The organism is Prevotella sp. 885 (genome assembly GCF_002265625.1).
Taxonomy (GTDB): Bacteria; Bacteroidota; Bacteroidia; order Bacteroidales; family Bacteroidaceae; genus Prevotella.
On record NZ_NOVE01000047.1, the window covers coordinates 1 to 18110 of the forward strand.

At 49.8% G+C, this 18110-nt stretch carries 11 protein-coding genes and 1 rRNA gene; 1 reads left to right on the top strand and 11 read right to left on the bottom strand.

Annotated features, from left to right (window positions below; genetic code table 11):
- From CHL74_RS12015 to CHL74_RS12030, 4 genes are all read right to left on the bottom strand, one after another.
- A 16S ribosomal RNA gene (locus tag CHL74_RS12015) occupies positions 1 to 109 on the bottom strand; the annotation flags it as partial.
- A gap of 414 nt (positions 110 to 523) precedes the next feature.
- Positions 524 to 2779, bottom strand: a complete 2256-nt coding sequence (locus tag CHL74_RS12020; protein ID WP_254923295.1) for a family 20 glycosylhydrolase — start codon at positions 2777 to 2779, stop codon at positions 524 to 526.
- Positions 2780 to 2842: 63 nt separating this feature from the next.
- The gene (locus tag CHL74_RS12025) at positions 2843 to 5035 is read right to left on the bottom strand and encodes a DUF4838 domain-containing protein (RefSeq protein WP_094881432.1); all 2193 of its coding nucleotides are present in this window, start codon (positions 5033 to 5035) and stop codon (positions 2843 to 2845) included.
- 46 nt (positions 5036 to 5081) lie between these two features.
- Entirely contained in the window at positions 5082 to 8498 is a 3417-nt protein-coding gene (locus CHL74_RS12030; RefSeq protein WP_094881433.1) for a helix-turn-helix domain-containing protein, read from the bottom strand.
- Positions 8499 to 8661: 163 nt separating this feature from the next.
- On the opposite strand from CHL74_RS12030, the gene CHL74_RS12035 reads away from it, so the two are divergent.
- Positions 8662 to 10224, top strand: coding sequence for an ATP-binding protein (locus CHL74_RS12035; RefSeq protein WP_094881434.1), 1563 nt, complete (start codon positions 8662 to 8664; stop codon positions 10222 to 10224).
- A 429-nt stretch (positions 10225 to 10653) separates the two neighbouring features.
- On the opposite strand, the gene CHL74_RS12040 is transcribed toward CHL74_RS12035, so the two are convergent.
- The 7 genes from CHL74_RS12040 to CHL74_RS15870 all read right to left on the bottom strand — a co-directional run bounded on the left by CHL74_RS12040 (position 10654) and on the right by CHL74_RS15870 (position 18007).
- Positions 10654 to 11076, bottom strand: a complete 423-nt coding sequence (locus CHL74_RS12040) for a hypothetical protein (protein WP_141241319.1) — start codon at positions 11074 to 11076, stop codon at positions 10654 to 10656.
- An 87-nt stretch (positions 11077 to 11163) separates the two neighbouring features.
- Positions 11164 to 14262: a CHAT domain-containing protein gene (locus CHL74_RS12045; protein ID WP_176452250.1), complete on the bottom strand. Its 3099-nt coding sequence runs from the start codon at positions 14260 to 14262 to the stop codon at positions 11164 to 11166.
- A gap of 58 nt (positions 14263 to 14320) precedes the next feature.
- The gene (locus CHL74_RS12050) at positions 14321 to 14734 is read right to left on the bottom strand and encodes a hypothetical protein (protein ID WP_094881438.1); all 414 of its coding nucleotides are present in this window, start codon (positions 14732 to 14734) and stop codon (positions 14321 to 14323) included.
- A gap of 15 nt (positions 14735 to 14749) precedes the next feature.
- Positions 14750 to 15379, bottom strand: coding sequence for an RNA polymerase sigma factor (locus tag CHL74_RS12055; protein ID WP_094881440.1), 630 nt, complete (start codon positions 15377 to 15379; stop codon positions 14750 to 14752).
- Positions 15379 to 16302 carry a caspase family protein gene (locus CHL74_RS12060; RefSeq protein WP_094881441.1) on the bottom strand — a complete coding sequence of 308 codons (924 nt, stop codon included), beginning with the start codon at positions 16300 to 16302 and terminating at the stop codon, positions 15379 to 15381. The genes CHL74_RS12055 and CHL74_RS12060 overlap by 1 nt, the downstream gene beginning before the upstream one ends.
- A gap of 60 nt (positions 16303 to 16362) precedes the next feature.
- Positions 16363 to 17850: a DUF3298 domain-containing protein gene (locus CHL74_RS12065; protein ID WP_094881442.1), complete on the bottom strand. Its 1488-nt coding sequence runs from the start codon at positions 17848 to 17850 to the stop codon at positions 16363 to 16365.
- Positions 17851 to 17860: 10 nt separating this feature from the next.
- Positions 17861 to 18007: a hypothetical protein gene (locus CHL74_RS15870; protein WP_176452251.1), complete on the bottom strand. Its 147-nt coding sequence runs from the start codon at positions 18005 to 18007 to the stop codon at positions 17861 to 17863.
- Between the last annotated feature and the right edge of the window lie 103 nt (positions 18008 to 18110).

Sequence of the window (18110 nt, forward strand, 5' to 3'; positions counted from 1 at the left end):
CGCCGGTCGCCATCAACAATAGCAAGCTATCGTCATGCTGCCCCTCGACTTGCATGTGTTAAGCCTGTAGCTAGCGTTCATCCTGAGCCAGGATCAAACTCTACATTGTAAAATATCTTTTACCAACCCTTACCGAAGTAAGAGTTGCTTGTTTGTATCTGTTTCAGAATGCCTCGTTTATTCAAGTTTCTTAACCTTCAACTTAAAGTTGATGAATTAAACGGTTCGTAAATTACCCAAGAATCAGATTGTTCTAAATTCTTGCTTCTTGTACTACTTGTCTGTTTATGTAAATCTTTTCAAAGAACTCTTTCTTTATTTAACGCCTTCTTAACACAATCGTAACCCGTTTTGCTTGAGGTTTTGTTTGTTCTCGAAAGCGTTTGCAAAGGTATAGCAAAAAAGTTAATCCTGCAAGAGTTTCGACAAAAAAGTTTGCAAAAACTTACACTTTTCAGTCTTAAATTGACTAAAATCAAGGTAAAAGCACGTTTTAGGGCGCTTTTACCTTGATTTTACAACATTAATGCCAGTATCTGACCTTTACTTCCTTTCCGTGCTTATCCTCCACTTTCAGCCTCAAGTCGCCACCATTATGGTCGAAATAGAGCACACGGATGGGATGAAGACCCTTTTTCATAGCATGCTGACCCACCAATTCACGCGCATCATGCATGCCATCGTTGTCAACAACCATCACTCCGTCTACCGTAAGCTGGCTTCCATCATCTGAATAAAGGCGGAAAGTGTAGACTCCGTCTTCCGAAACTTCCAAGTATCCGGTTATGACCAGACCTATATTTTCCTTTGCTTCCTTAGGTATGCAGACACCATCGGTGACGTATTCGCCTTTAAGCGGCGCCTCCTCTATGCCCTTACACCAATCTCCCGGATAGTCATACCATAGATTGGAGAGTCCGGTCTGAAGCTGCTGTTCTGTGGTTACAGCCTCATGAAGCTGGTCCTTCACAAAGTCAGAGCGGAAAGCGTCACCCTTTCTGCCGTCCCTTCCGAATGCACGGAACACGAAATGCGTGGTCTCAGTCACAGCCATCGGTCCGGTATAAACCGGCGATGTCTGCTGCGGCATCGTACCGTCCTTAGTATACCTTATTGTAACCGACGGATCAATGCAGAACACCTTCACCGTATCCGTAGAGACGAAAACATTTCCACGATTCAGTCCGGTAAGGTCAGGAAGCCTATACTTCACTCCCATCGCCTCAAGTCTGGGCAGCTGCGTGAGCAATCGCTTCGTAAAGTCATCATAATTCATACGCTCCGGCATACTCCATGCCTTCTCAGCCACCGCTGTGAGTCTGGGGAAGAGCTGATACCACATTCTCTCCACAGAAGCCACCCTTTCTCCCCAAAGGCAAGAATGGATGCCTTTCACGAGCTTAGCCTCGTTGTCGTTAAGCGTTTCGTATGGATTGAAGTTATATATGCCGGGCAACTTAGTGTCGTCCTCCCTTGTACTGAGATAGAAGAACGACACTGGTACGTCAATAAGATCGTTGCCATGCGACGTCGCCTTCTTCGGTCCCTTCGGCAACCATGATCGCCACCACATCACAGTGGTATACGGCGACAGTCCTCCATCTATGACATCATCCCAAGCTATCATCTTCTTGCCGTTTTCACGGAAGAAGGCTTCCATGTAATGATTAAACCAAGTCTGAAGCTGCGGTTCTGTGGTAAGCCCGTTGTCCGCCATTCTCTTCTGGCAGTCCGCACACTTCTTCCAGTTCTTCATATCCACTTCGTCGCCTCCAATGTGCACATACTCGAAGGGGAAGAGAGCGAACATTTCCGTCCACACATTACGGCAGAACTCCAACATCTTGTCCTTTCCCGGACACATCGGCGTGGTGAAGAGTCTGCCCCACCCCGTATGCTCGAAGCAAGAGAGTCCGTCATAACTCTCGATGGCAGCGAGGCTATGACCCGGCATATCTATCTCTGGCACCACATCTATGCCTCTCTTGGCAGCATACGCCACGATGTCTCGCACGTCGTCCTGCGTATAGAATCCGCCATACTCCTGCGTTCCGTCCGCAGCTGTCCTTATCTTCGACTCCGGCAGCAGCAGGTTGGGCATATCCTCCTTAGCGGCATTAGCCATACAGAGCGAGTCCTGATTGTTGAAGCGTCGCCATGCTCCCTTTACGGTCAGCAACGGATAACGCTTCACCTCCACTCTCCATCCCTGGTCGTCCGTAAGATGCCAATGGAAGCGGTTGAGCTTATAGTAAGCCATCACGTCAATGAGCTTCTTCAGTTCGTCAACGGTATAGAAATGTCGCGAGCAGTCTACCATCAGTCCGCGCCATCCATATCGCGGACGGTCGCTGACATTAATCTTCGGCAACACCACCTTCTCTCCCTTTACCACGGGCAGAAGCTGTCGCAATGTGGCAATGGCGTTTATCATTCCCGTATATCCAGAACCAGACATGGTGACTCCACCACGCTCCACCTTCAACGAGTAAGCGCCCTCTTCACCATCCTTTGCAAGGCAAAGACGGATGTCGCCACCCTTCGAAACAACTTTTAGCTTCGTTCCTGTCTGAGCCTCGAAAGCGTCAGAGAGGTATTGCGCCGCCGGCATAAGCGACGCATCATCCACTTCAACCGTGGGTTTGGCACCAAGCACAACAGTGCCTTTCTGCTGATCTATGTGACACGGCTGAGGGATAATCGCTACGTTTTGAGCGACAGCCATCGCTGACATCAGCGACACAGCAGCAAGAATGAATATGTTTTTCAGTTTCATCATTGTGATACGATATATATAATAATGTATATGTTATCTATTATATAATGTACGCGTAAGGGAACATTATTCCACAACCACCTCGTCAAGGAAGAACCATGCGGGATAGCCCACGCCATAATGCCAGTCGGGGCACAGACCGAGAGTCTTCACCACCACACGGATGTATCTTGCCTTGACAGGTTTGTCAAGACTTACGACGGCAGGAACGAACTTCACGCTGATGTCGCGGTCTTCCGCAAACTCACGAGTGCCCATCAAGCTATACGTCTTGCCGTCCTCGCTGGCGTAATAAGCCACGCTCTTAGGCAGCAGAATCCATGCTCCGAGCTGATGGAGGAAGTCGGTGCTGACCTGTCGCACGGTCTTAGTCTCGCCCATATCAAGGACAAAGTCGGCATCCTCGCCGTTCCATCCCACCCAGCTCTCCACGTAGGTGGTGCCTCCGTAGAGTCCGTCGGTAAGAGCCTTGTCTGCGATGGGCTGGTATTTCTCCTGCGGCGGAATGTTCCACGTCACCTTTGCGCCAGCCGCCTTGTTCTTCACGTCGCTCGGCAGGAATCGCTCACGATAGAGTCGGCAGTAGTCGTCCACATTATTGTTACGCTCGTTCAGCGTCGTCACGTCGTACATGGCGCAAGTCTTCTGGAACATGTCGAGCGCATTCTCCACTTCAGCCTTGTCGCCCCCGTTCTCCGTACGTGCAATCTCCAGCTCGCTGTATCTGAGCGGCAGTCGTGCTATGCGGACATGCGCCAGAAGTGCAGAGTCTGCCTCCACCGCCTTCTCAGCCTCATCAAAGAGTTCGTTGTACGCCTTGCGCAGATTGGCGTTCAGCATACCGTTCTTATGAGTTATCGGCGAGTCGTAAATCCACAGCGGCGTGCCTGACGAGAGCAGCGCTCCTGTCAGCATCTGCTGATACCTATATAAATATGTGGCAGCCGGACCGTAATATCCCTTCATGAAAGTCTTCATCAATGAGTCGGCGTCCAGTTCTGGATTCCACATCAACTTACCAATCATATAAGCCCTCATCTCCGAGAAGTCGGTGCCGAGCGAGCCGTTCACCTGTTCGAAGAGCATCGTAGCGTGATTGCGCTTGAAGAGCTGTATGTTCTTCTTCAGGATATGGAAGTTAGGGAACGGCGCCACCATATTGTCGAAATTGATGCCATAGTCCCACACGAAGATGTTGTTGGATATCTTAGCCCAACCCTCCATTGCCTTTACGAAGTCGCGTCCCGACTCATTGTCCGTGAGCGGCACCTCGCGCTTGCAGTCGATGTCACAGAGCATAATGTTGACGTTAGGCAGCGGCTTCACATGCTTTGGCGGGTGCATGGTGAAGAGATAGGCAAGCGTGGAGAACTGCTTGTCGGGGAATCTCTCTGCCAACTTATTAAGAAATCTTATGTAACAACCTGACGGCGAACCCTCATACTCGTTCACCTTCTTACATTCCGGGCATTGGCAGTAAGTGTCGTTGCCGTCGTTCTGGCTGACGGAAATGGTGTTGCGTCCGGGATTGGCCTTGAAAATGGAGTCGATGCGACTGGCCACGATTTCGAAGATATCAGGATTGGTGAGACACCACTGGCTGTGATTGCCGGGACGTCGTTCGCCGCTGATGAACGAGTAATACTCGGGATGCGCCTTGCCATACACCTTCGACGGCATGAGTCGGTCGAACGTGTGCACCCACATATTGTTGGCGAACAGCTCACTGTGATCCTGCAGCCTCATCCAGTCGCGGTAAGTGCTGTCGTTGTTGGAATAGCTGAAGGTCTGGCGGAAACGGAACGCCGGGCTTTCCGCCACGTGCATCTCCGGAATGCGGATGTCCGCCGACGGAGTAAGCGTATAGAAGTCCTTGGCGAGATAGTCCACGCCCATACATTTCTCCAACAATGCCGACACGCCGTATATGGCACCCTTGCCGCCTGCCGACTTTATGGTGAGGGCGCCACGCGTGCAGTCAATGACGTATCCGTCGTCCGTAGCCTCCGTTGTCTTTCCGCCTATCACCACGTCGTTCTTGGCGCGTTTGGCTGTGGCTGTGATGTCAAGTTCGGCACCAGACGTCTCGCGTACGAAACGCTGCAACATCTTCGCCGCCTTGCGGTTCACGTCGTTATCCTCAGCAAGGACAATGCGTCCCTGCGGTTTGCCCTTGCTTACAAGGCACACCTGTGCCGTTGCCGCCGTCGGTGCCATAAGGCATGCGAGGAGCAACAGTCTGTTGAAAATCTTTGTCATTGTAATAGTATGATTATATTTTAATTAAATAGTTTGTTCACGTCTTCTACTGACGAGCATATTCCGCAGGAGTGATGCCGTATGCCTTCTGGAAGCACTTCGAGAAGTAGCTGGAATTGGAGAATCCCACCATATACATCACCTCGGACACCGAGAAGCGTCCCTCACGCAGCAGCACCGAAGCACGCTGCAAGCGTATGTGGCGGATAAACTCCACGGGCGTCTTGCCCGTCATCTGCTTCACCTTACGATAGAGCAGCTTCGATCCTATCTCAAGCGACTCCTGCAGACGGGTTACATTAAAGTCAGAATCGGCGATATGTGACTCCACCATATCCGTAATCTTGGCAAGCAGACGGGCATCCACAGAGTCAGCGTCGTTCTTCTTCACAGCCATCGGCTTGCTGTCAGCCGCCTCCTGCCCTGCACTTTCCACGTATGCAGAAGCGAAAGTCATCGTCACATCCGTGCCTTCGTTGTCACTATCCACAGCTGCCTGTGCCCCGTTCTGCTTGGCAAACTCATTGACAAGGGCGAGCGTATTGACGTCGGCTGTCTGCGCGTTGCCAACAACGGAAAAATAGCGGTTGAAGACGAAGGGCATATCAGCCTCTGATATTGTCAGTCCGGGAATGCCAACCACGACATCCACCTTATCCTTGTCAGCCGACACGGCTATGCTGACAGCAGAATCGGCAGCACGATTACGAGCGGCAAAGTCAATAAGCTGGTCAATGACAAGCTGCAGGCGAGCGACATCCAAGTCAGCATACACCTTCGGCACATTGGTGCGATAACCAATCTCCACCGTCTTGCCGTACTTGGCGCGTGCGTCCTCGGCAGCACGTCGGCAGAAGTCGGCAATGTCTATGGTAGTGGTAGCCACCGATGCTTTATGGTCTGAGGTCTGCTGCATGTCGAGAGCCTTATACATGAGCGAATTGATGTCCACCACATCGCGACGCATATTCTCGAGAGAACGCATATTGGCTGTGTCGTTCTCAGCACGGAGCATATTGAGCACCGCGCCGAAGAGCGACGTGAGCGGCTTCTTCAGCTGGACAGACAGATTGTCGAAGAACTGCGAACGTGCAGCCGACTCCTGCATGATACGCTCCTTTGCCTCGCACTCCTCACGCAGACGGCGGCGCATCATCCAGAACTTCATCACCCATACCACCAGACATATTAATATAATAAGGTAGACAATCTTTGCCCAAACCGAGAGATACCATGGCGGCAGAATGGTAACGCCGTACGCCATCACCTCTTCCTTCGCCTCGCCCTGTCCGTCCACCAGGCGCACCTCCAGCGTATAGTCTCCAGGCGGCAGCGCGTTGTAACTGATGTTCAACCGTTCGCCGTGGATATACAGCCATGTGCGGTCCACTCCCTTGAGGCGGTAAGCATAGACGCACGGCTGCTGTCCTGACTGCGGAAGGTCGGTCAGCTGGAACGTCACGTTGTTCTGTCTTGCCGTCAGCGTCATTTCAGAGAGATACGTAGGATAACCTTCGTCGGAGGTGAACTGCTTTCCGTCCACCATCACACCTGACAGAAACAGCTTGCCTCGATGTCCCTTATCCGTGCCGCCATGCATGACGTTGGCAACGGGTATGCTCACCACAGCGTCGTTGCCTCCAAGCAATACGCTGCGCGACACGGGGTCATAGCATATTGCCAGCGGACGGAATCCGGGCACGGCAAAGCGCGTGGTCTTGCCGTCCTTGCCTAATATGCAACAGTCCGAACCCATGACAGCCCAGACATTGCCTTCCACCTCACAAAGCATGGCAGCGTCCGCAGCGTCATATCCGGTTATGTGCAGCGAACGGTCAGCAGCCGACTCCGGTCCGAAACAGCGCACTTCGCCTTTCATCGCCGCCCACACGTTGCCCCGTCGGTCGACAATGAGGTCGCTGACAAGACGGTCCTTGCCCACAAGATGCTCCACTCGCATTGTGGCGGAACTGATTCGGTCAAGTCCGCGGTCGTACATACGTGCATATATCCTTCCGCGTCCGTCCTTCACGAGTTGCCACACGTGCATGCCCTGCAGTTCCTTCAGGAAATGTCGGTCAGCCATGACGGTGGGCGTAGTGGCGCCGAGCAGCTTCTTCTTGCTTATCACAAACACGCCACCCATGTACGAGCAAATCCAGTAACGGCCCTGTCCGTCGTCAATGATGTCGTAAGCCCAAGCCGTGGTGTAACGGCGTGACGGGTCGGTGACGATGACGTTGCGCATCTGGCGTGTCTGCGGATTGTATATGTTGATGCCGTGGTCGGTGCATACGAGCACCCGTCCGTCCGTATCGGTATACACCCGTCTGACGCGGTTGTGCGACATATAGTGAGTCTGCGAACTCTGACGAAACCACGTTATGCCGTTCATATCGTCAGGCATATATCCATGCGTGGCACCATAGGTGATCAGGCCGTTGGTGCCACCGAGCCACATCCTGCCGTCCAAACCACGATAGATGAGGTGCAGGCAGTTGCCTTCACCCGTATTGGTCAGGTCGCTAAGCGGTATGTAGTCATAAAAGCGGCGTTTCCTCAGGTCAGACACACCCTGGTCGGTGCCAGCCCAAAGATTGCCCCATCGGTCAGAGAAGACAGCCCACACGATGTTGTTGGCAATGGAGTGCGGCGAACGCGAGTCGTGCAGGGCATGCCTTACGGTCTTGTCCTTCTTATTGTATATATACAGACCGTTGTCCGTACCGGCATATATAAGACCTGCGCATACCGAGAGCGACTTCACCGAATTGCCCGACAGCGGACTGATGTTCTCAAGCCGCTTGCCGTCATATCTGTAAAGAGCGCCCTCCGTACCGATCCATGCCGATCCACCGTCGCCAAGAAGCGCATTGACGAGCGGCTGGCTCCCCTCCCCTATGCGTATGGGCTGAGCCTTGCCGTTACGCAGGACGGTCAGACCGGTCAAGGTGCCGACGAGCAGACCATGACGAGTAGGCAGCAGCGAATATACATTATGCAGCCGGGCGTTCTCCGTACGCTTCGTGCCCGTCTGCACGTCCTGGCTGAAGAGCCCCTGCGCACCTCCATACCACAGGCGTCCGCCGTATATCGTCACGGCACGCATCTCGCCCTTGTCGCCGGAAGTCCGCTCTGCATAACGTCCGCGGCGGATGTCGTACGCCATGAGTCCGCGCTCCGTAGCCATATATAGCATGTCCTTGAAGATGCAAATAGAGTGGACACGCGTGATGACCGGCGTCCCGTCCGCATCCGTATTGTGCGGAATGGATCGGTAGCCGTCGTAGGCGTAGAGTCCGTGGTCTGTACCGAACCACATAATGCCCTGCTCGTCCTGCGCTATGGAGCACACTGTGGAGGCATCGGCAATGCTGACATTATGGAAGCTCTGGGCAGCAGCCAAGGATGGCATCAACAGCGAAAGAAGGGTGAGGAGGATAATTGTATATAGGTTTCTCATTCAGTTTTGCTCTTAATAGTGACATATTGCTTAACAGGGCGTTAAATTACAAAAAATATGTCAGATATCGAAACTTGAGGGTGAGAATCTATAATTGTTTTCTTGCCGTTCTGCATTTTAAACGTTATATTTGCAAAACGTAATAACAATCCATTATTCAGATATGGCAACAAAACACTATCCTATAGGTATTCAGACTTTTGAGGAAATCATAGGACAAAACTACACATACGTGGACAAGACGGAATACGTCTATCGCCTCAGCCACACCAATGGCAAGTATTTCTTTCTGAGCCGCCCGCGTCGGTTCGGAAAGTCGTTGCTTGTATCTACGATGAAGAGTTACTTCGAGGGCAAGCGCCAACTGTTCGAGGAACTTGCCATAGAACATCTCGAAACGGAATGGACCGAATATCCCGTGCTGCATTTCAGCATGGCAGGCGGCAAGCACATGGAGAAAGCCCCCCTGGAACAGTATCTCCTGAACATGCTTGAAGAAAACGAACGCAAGTTCGGAATAGTGGCAGACTCGGATGCTCCTAATATCCGACTCTACAATCTCATACAAAATATCTACAGCATCACGGGCAAAAAGGTTGTCATACTAATAGACGAATATGACGCGCCCCTATTGGACGTCCTGCATGAGGACGAACAACTGCCCGTACTGCGTAATGTGATGCGCAACTTCTACAGCCCGCTAAAGGACTGCGACCCGTATCTGCGCTTCGTATTCATAACCGGCATCACAAAATTCTCACAACTCAGCATCTTCAGCGAGCTCAACAACATCAAGAACATAAGCATGCTGCCTGATTATGAGGGAATATGCGGCATCACGAATGAAGAGCTGCTGACTCAGTTGTATGAGGACATAGACGAGCTGGCAGCCAGTCAGCAGATAACGCGCAGCCAGACCATAGAGAAGCTGCGCAGCCATTACGATGGCTATCACTTCACGTGGCCGTCGTCTGACATATACAATCCTTACAGCCTTCTCAACTGCTTTGCCGACAAGATGTTCGATATGTACTGGTTTACGACCGGTACTCCCACGTATCTTATTGAAATGATGCGCAAGTTTGATGTCGAGCCATCCGAAATCGGCGAAGGAATGGACGCCATACGCCCCGAATTTGACGCCCCGACAGAAACAATGGCATCGCTCACTCCGCTTCTCTATCAGAGCGGATATATGACCATAAAGAATTATGACGACACCAACGAACTGTATCATCTCGGAATACCAAACAAAGAGATACGCGTAGGACTCTTCCAGACACTGCTCCCCAAATATCTCGGACGTAAAGGCGGACGCGGCGGTACGGCTGTGGCAAAAATGGCGGCTCTGATCAACCGCGACGACATGGACGGTGCCTTGCAGCTGATGAAGAATTTTCTCGAAACCGTGCCTTATTGCGACAACACGAAGTACGAGGGCCACTATCAGCAGATGCTCTACATAATGTTCTCGCTGCTTACCAACTACCGAATGCAAGTGGAAGTTCGTACCCATCGCGGACGTATTGACGTCGTCGTCGAAACCGAACGCCGCTTCTATCTGATAGAGACAAAGTTTGACGGCTCTGCATCCGAAGCCTTAAAGCAAATCGAAGCCAACGGCTACGCCGAAGCTTACAAAAACCAAGGCAAACCCGTAACGATGGTTGGCATCAACTTCAGCGTGAAGGACACTGCAAACTTCGCAGAATGGAAGATAAAGTAAGGCATGCAAATATCGTACAAAGAGTAAAATCCTGTTACAAAATAAAAATCGATTCTAGAGTTCCGGATTGCTGTTTTTGGCTGTGTTCTGCTGTAAAAAAGCACATACGCTTAACGATAGCGCCACTTTTACACTGTGAAAGTGCCACTATTAGAGTGTAAAAGTGGCGCTATTGCATGATAATAGTGGCACTATTGGAGTGTAAAAGTGGCGCTATTGCAGCCATTTGTGCTTGTTTAGCTCAGTCATTCATTACGCACTTCTCTTCTTAGTTATGTAATCCACAGAGTGTCAGCATGTTGCCGCTGCACGCTCAAAACTCAAGAATTTCGCACTAAAGATTTCTTAGTGCGCTCAGCTCATAGTATTGAGCGTTAGAAATGCAAATATAAGATACGTCAGGAACAGAAAAAGTATGTTCTTCGATCTTTAAGAACTTCCAGACGAGACGGTTGCGGTCGAAATGACAGCATTGTTTGTTCTTTCCTCCAAATATCCCACCGCAAAGTCCAATGCCTTGATGATGTGCGGCACGATCTCCTTGGCGGATTCGTTGTCCGTGATTTTGTGGTCATAACTTAACAATATTTTCGCTTCGTCTTTCTCTGAGAGCAGAGCCTTGACAAACTTCACGTTCCTGTTGGTTTCGTCCACTGCCTCTTTCAGCCGCGGCCTTTCATGTGAACAGATGCCCGTGACAAAGGGAATGCAGAAGCGTAGCATGCTTTCGTCCTTGCCCACCACATAGAAGTAAGCCTGCCCGTTATAACGGAAATGCCAGCCTAACGACTGCATCCGTACAGCTTGACCGCACATTCGGCGAATCTCATTCACTACTTCTTCCTGTCTCATATTCATAATAGCTTTTGTTTTTATCCATTTATGAGGAATGAGAGAGAAATGTAACCAATCCTGTCCGTTTTTATTACGCAAAGGCCGTCAGTCTAACATCACGAATGCAGCCCAATGATAAGGATCGGGATGGTTCTTGCGGACGATTTGCTTCGCCTCTTCGAATGCCTTTCGCTTGTCCAAAGCATTGGCTTTGTCAGTAAGCCGCTCATAGAAGGTGGCCATAAACTCTGACGTCACACGGTCGTCCACATTCCATAAGGACATGACAATGGTGCCGACGCCAGCCTTCTTGAAGGCACGCTGCAGTCCGTAAAGACCCTCTGACGTAGCTTTTCCCTGTCCCGTCTGACAAGCCGAAAGCACCACCATGTCCGTATTGCTGAGATCCAGGCGAGCAATGTCGTTGGCAGTAAGGATGCCACCGAGCACTCCTTTCGGAAGCTTCTTGCCCAACCATGCGGCATTGCCTCCTGAGAGAACCAGTCCAGACAAAGACATGGCGTCGGTGTAGCCTTTCAGATAGTTGACGTCAGCAGCCTTGCTCGGCGTGTAATAGAATCCGTGCGTGGCGAGATGGAGCAGACAAGGCGACTTGCCGTGCATAGCCAAGAACGACTCCTCCGTACCGTCCGTTCCCATATAAGGCACAACATTCCACTTTTTGCCTTTCAGAATGGTGTAAATACGGAATATCTCCTCCTTTGTTCCTTGCAACTCATGATAGACAGAATCGCCACGCGCCATGTCGCCACGCTGAGCGAACAGATTGTCCAAATCGTACTTCTTCGCCTCATTCTCCATCGCCGTATCGTCCATATCGTACTGCAAGCCTCCATAAAGGACGGCAGTATGAGCGTCTGCACGTCTGGTATGGCGCTTCATCTTCACCAGTTCGCGGGCTGAAGACAGTCTGACGAAATCGTAATGACTGCCTAACAGCGAGCCGTCCTCCATCGGCAACGACTCTAACGACACCTGAAAAAGCAGCTGAGAGGGCACATAATACACCGTCGATCCTTCCTTAAGATTATCCTTCAGCGGCTGCCACAACAGACGGACAATGTCCTTTGCATAATCCTCTCCGTAATACATGTCAGGGCGGACAATGCCAAGCGAATCAATCTGACGCTCAGCAAACAATGGCTTCAGCAAAGGATAGTCCTGTCCCTTATCAATGATAAAGGCAGCATACTTCCTTCCCTCAGATTCGGACATATAGTCCGTAAAGTCGATGAGCACCTCGTCCTGTCCCAAAGCCTGCTTCACAGCGTCATAGTCAACGTCCATAAAACCGGTTCCGTCGCTATAGCTACGGCATCTTGCGGTCAGCTGATTCTCCATCCTGCTCACCCTCTGCGATATGTCAAGAATGCTGTCTGCATTGGCCTTATAGTCCTTCTCCAAGGTCTTGACGGTGTTCTTCATACCGGAAAGCGACATAAAGTCGCGCATATCCTCAGCCGTACCCTCCCTCTTTATGACATCATACATGGACCGTTCCGACTCAAGAAGGAACGACTTCGACAGCACGAGTGCGTCATAGCAGGTCTTCGTGAACGGGGTCTGACATTGTTTTGCTGTAATGGCGAAGGGCGCCATATTGGTGAACAAAGCAGACAACGGGCTCCACAGTCCTTCCCTTTCCGCAGTATTCATATACGGAATGCGCTGCTTCATGAATGCTTTGAGCTGCTGTTCAGCCTCAGCATAATCCTTGCATCCTTCGTCTTCATGTCCGGCAAAGCCCTCCGCATTAGCAAGAAAGATGCGTGCATTGATATGTTCCAGACTATTCTCGCCATACAGACCTCGGGTGCGGTCGGCATATTCGCGATAATGCTGTTCGGAGTCTGCAAAATTGCCAGCCTTATGTTCGGCTCCTCCTATAAGTGCCAAGAGAGCTACGCGGTTGCCGTCCTCAGGCGGATACTTCGTAGCAAGCAGACTGTCGGCCTTTCTGAAATCATCCAAGCCCGCCTCATAATCCTTGAAAGCCACACGGCAGAGTGCCCTTGTCACGTAACGTGAATAGAGCTCGCGCGGCTCGGTCATGCTCTCCGTGCCTTCAAAAAGCTTAACCAGACAAGCATAACAGTTGGCCTTGTCACCCTTCAACCTATAGATATCAGCCAGTGTGGCATAAGACATATTGTAGGAAGCATCGCCCTTAGGGGTCTGCGACTGAAACACCTCAATAGCTTTCTTGGCATACACAATGGCATCGTCATACTTGCCGAGAGTTGTATAAAGTCCTCGCAGGTTGGCGTAACTAAGATGACGGCTCGCAGAAACGGTCTGCGCTTCCTCACCATCAGCGATGTCCTTGCCTCTGAGATACCACTGTTCGGCAATGGCATACTGACCCTGCTTCTCCGCTTCCTTGCCCTTATGGTTATAGTAAGCAAACTTGGTCTTCTGGTCAGAAGAAGCCTCGACCAGCGAGTCCATTCTCTCCGCGCATGCCAATGTATGCCGCACATCACCCACGACATCATATATGGTCCACAAGTCTTTCAGACATTCCATCCGGACATCATCAAGACCTGTCTTCTCTGCAAGCGTCAAGCCAGACTTCAAGGAGCTGACAGCCCCAGAGAAATCATAGAGCCATCGCTGGCAATTTGCCATATCTCTGAGAGATTTCACGGCATCCACTTGCTTGTCCAGCTTCATATAGCCCTCATAAGCATTGCGAAAACAAGTCAGAGCCTTGTCGTATTCGGCAGAGATAAAGCAAGAAGTACCGTCCGCATACCAAGAATACGGAATCTTAGGAAGTATGTACGGACGTAGAAAATCGTTGGCATAGGGCGCAATCTCAGAAAGAATCCGCCTGCCATATTCATGCTCGCTGTGGGTCTTGTCCGTCTTTATAAAGTCCACGGCATACATATATCCATTATACGCATATTCTGACTCCACGTTTTTCCTCTCCGAATCCAACAGCTTTCCCTCCATCAGCTTCTTTGCCAAGCGATATCCTTCCTCGTATCGCTCCAACGTCCGGAGACAACTGCATGCCATCAGCTGGCTGCAGACATACACCTGACGCTCATCCTCCGTCTGCTGCTTCGCAGTCTGCACACCGACAAGGAGGAAAGCGTCAAGAGCTTCAGCCGTCTTCTTCTCTTTGTTAAGGGCGAAAGCCTCACACATCTTGTCTGTTATCTCTGCATCTGTCATAGTTTGTGATTTAATATTACTGGCACAAAAGAAAAGTGGAAGCGACAATAGCAATGCCTTATTTATGTTTCGCAATGGTGTCAATGTCTGTAGTATCATTTGGTATCTTAGGACTTACGTTTTCAAATACATCTTCACCGCCACGCACATTATCGTCAGGGGCATCGCCAACGGTCATAATGTCAACAGCGAAGAAGCCAATCAGCAACGCAGCAGCAATGCCCGAAATCCAAAGCAACAGGTTTCGGCGCTTCGGCTTACGTCGCTTACATTCCTGCTGGAACTCCGCAATGGCTTTGAGTTTCTGATCACGGCTTACCAGCGCAGCCTTCAGGTTCTTCGTAAACTCATACAGGTCTCTCTTCTCCGCATCTTCCTCAATCTCTTTCAGGAACTGCGCCTTGTCTTCCTCCGACATAGTGTCGCCATGAAGCAAGTATTGGTCTATTCTGTCTTGAAAATCCTGGTTCATATATGTCTGCCGTTTTTATGAGTTTAAATATCTTTTGTAAATATCCCTTGCTGACTCGCGCAACAACTCCGTACACTTATACTTCTTCGTCTTGAGCGAATTTTTCGATTCGATTGTCGGTATCTCCATCAGAATGGTGTCCAGATTTTTTCCTTCCACATAGAACTTGGTAAGAATCTGGCTGCAACGTTCTGACATGCGGGATATGATGTCAGCGATGATGTCAAGCATCTTGTTCTCCTCCGAGTCGTAAAGCATATCGGCATATTGCTGTTTGGAAGTCTCGATGTCAACATTAGAAGGATTCTTCTTTACCCATTCCTTATACTTGTTCTTGGCTATACCAATAAAATAAGTAAGAATGCTGCTTCTTAAAGGTTCGTCATCCTTTCCCATCACTCTGCCTTCGCTAACATAAATCTTTCTTTGCTCAATCTTCTCCCAAAACGTGACGAATGTGTTCTGGAATATCTCCATAGCGGTATCGTCGTCAGCGAAGAACATACCCTGGCAGTTTGCCCAGAAATAATCAGAGCAGTAAGCATACAGTTCGGACTGTATCTTCCTGTCCTTGTCATACATACCGGCAACAAGACGGGCTTCCTTCTCCTGTTGCGGCGTGCGCATGTGTATTGTTTTAGCCATTATTTTCTAAGTATATCAGTTATGTTATATTTGTCTTTATCGTCACCAGTCAGCACAGGCTGTTGCGGTCGGCTACTGGTATTGGCGTTCACGAATCGTCTGAGGCGTTTCATAAACTCCCCATTGCCCATCTTCCCGTTCTTCTTCAGCTCCTGCCAAAGGGCATAAGTCAGCTTTCCGACAGCCGGACTCTTCATCTCGATGTTCACTTGGTCGCTGCGGCAGGCGCTGAGCGTAATCCATCGCTCCGCCAAAGGCTTCGCTTTAGAGTTGATGACAACATCCTTGCTTTTGTCACCCATCAGGAACGACTTAACTGCCTCAAAAGCTTCCTCCAAGCCACGAGCGTTCTGAGCGTCCACCTCCAACGTGTCACTCGCGCCACGCACCACGTCGTCGTCATCACCACGAGTGGCGTCGCCACTATGACATGCGTCTATCACCACAAGCAGCTTACCCTTTGCCCCTATCCGGTTGCGGATGGCGTTAAGATAGACATTCAGTTCGTCGTCCGTCAGATGCTTCTCGCCATGATACTTCGCGCTTGCTTTCCGATATGCGTCGTACGGAATCCAACACTCGTCCAGCCCGTCCGCCTCATCATTATGCACATCCGTCATCTGCTGACCATGCCCGGAATAATGCACGTACACCACATCACCCTTCCGGCACGAAGCTGCCATCCGCTTCAAAGCCCCGACAATGCCTGCCTTAGTGGCTTGCCGGTTAACCAACGTAGTGACCGACCTGAAGCCAGCCTCTTTCAGTATTCCCTGCACAATAGGCACATCTTTGTCGCCGTTTATCTTATTCCAAGCCTTGTCCTGCTGTTCGCCCAGCCCAATAACAATAGCTCTCTTTGTCTGTGCTGTAACGGACAAAGAGAGCAATAAGAAAAAGTATATGATTAATCTTGCTTTCATCCTATGAAAATAATAAGACAAAGTTAGCAATTTATTTTTGTTTAAAGCATAACATGAGCATTATTTGATGTATCTTTGCAACGTCGGCTTCAGGTCCTCATGCTTGGAATAGTCAAACATCAGACAACGGTTGGCGTCCTTGAATGGTATGACTGCATGGTATTCGCCTGCAGCAAAACAATCAATCTGATAAGGATGATACGTCAGAACGATACCCTCCGGCAGCACAGCAAAGTGAGTCAAAGGAAAATCTCGTTCTGTGAAAGCCTCCTCGTTATAGCCTTTCCATCCTGCCCATTCATCACAAGAATAATTATGTACAAGTAATGACCGCATTACATCATCCATACCGCCAGTATCAATCATAGGACAATGGAAAGAGAATATGTTATTCGTAAAACTCTCCCACGAGCTTTCATGTTCGTAGCAGAAATCATATTCCTTCTTCAGACTCTCCAGGACAAGATGACGGAAGCGTTGCATCATGGCAGGTTTCACGGAATTGTTGACATCGAGCAATGCTCCTCTTCGCTTGTCGTATGTGATGTAATACTCACGAGGAAGGTCGTGAATTCCGCCATTGTAAAGGCTTGCCCAATAATAATATGTGGTGTAGTCATCACAATCAGCCACCTTCCTCACTTTTATGTCACAGGTCATTCTGACCATCAATGTGTCTTCATATTGATATTCAGCCCGACAGAGTTTCTCCCACAATACGCCATATTCATCCAAGGAATGCTGCATCTCTTTCAGCGACGTACACTTTCCGACCGGGATTTCCCTATTGTATTCCAACTGATAGAAAGCATCGTCCGTGATGGCAGCCATCATCCATTCACGGATGGCTTTATCAGACTCTGCATTACCTTTCGGAACATCCAGATCCACGCTAAATCCTGCATACACCCTTTCGTACTTGTTTCTTGGTTCGATGTAGTAGTTCTTCGTAAAACGTCCTATAGAAGCATCCGCTTTACAGCTTGTCTTCTTTGCATTATACAGCTCAGCGAAAGAGACTTCCTTTGCCTGTGCACCGGCAATAAGTGTCAGCATTCCGTTTTTCTTCGACTTGCGACAATATACCTTATCCTGCAGTCCGACACATTTTCCATCAGAGAAGCAAAGCGTATCTGAACTTCCGAAAAGGCACAGGTCCTTCCATGTGCCAATATAATAAAGCCAGGAAGCGTCGCATGGTGGCGAGAACAATATCTTTTTAGCCTTAATGTCATAGACGTTATTGTCGTCAATGCCCACATAGTTGACAGTATTACGAATGGGAGCGATGCTATTGGCTTCGATTAGCGGATAATAAAAGCCATTACGCTCATACTTCAGGAGATAGCATGGAGCATCCTCTTCTGGATGTTCATTGTTCAGAATCACAAACAGACTGTCACTTATCCACTTTCGTATCTTGAACGTATCACCATCCAAAACGATGACGTCTCCAATAAGCTCACCTCTCACTCCAACTCCCAAGCGCAATCCATTACAGCCGGTAAGGGCAGCAAGTGTAAGGATTATAAACAGCAGTTTCTTCATAACGATTCCCCTAATTCGTGTCGGGCACAACTTCCAAGTTTGTTATCTTATTCTGGGCATTCTTTCCGATATGCCATCCGTCGCACCATGCACATTTGTATACAGAGAAATGCACACCATGCTTCTTACCCATAGCCTCAGCAGCTCTTAATGCCACCTTCCTATTCGGATAAGGAATCTTGGGTTTTCCGCTACGACGAGAAATATGGCTGTATTTGCTGAATATCCCAAAAGCATTGTGAGTGACAAAAACATTTCGC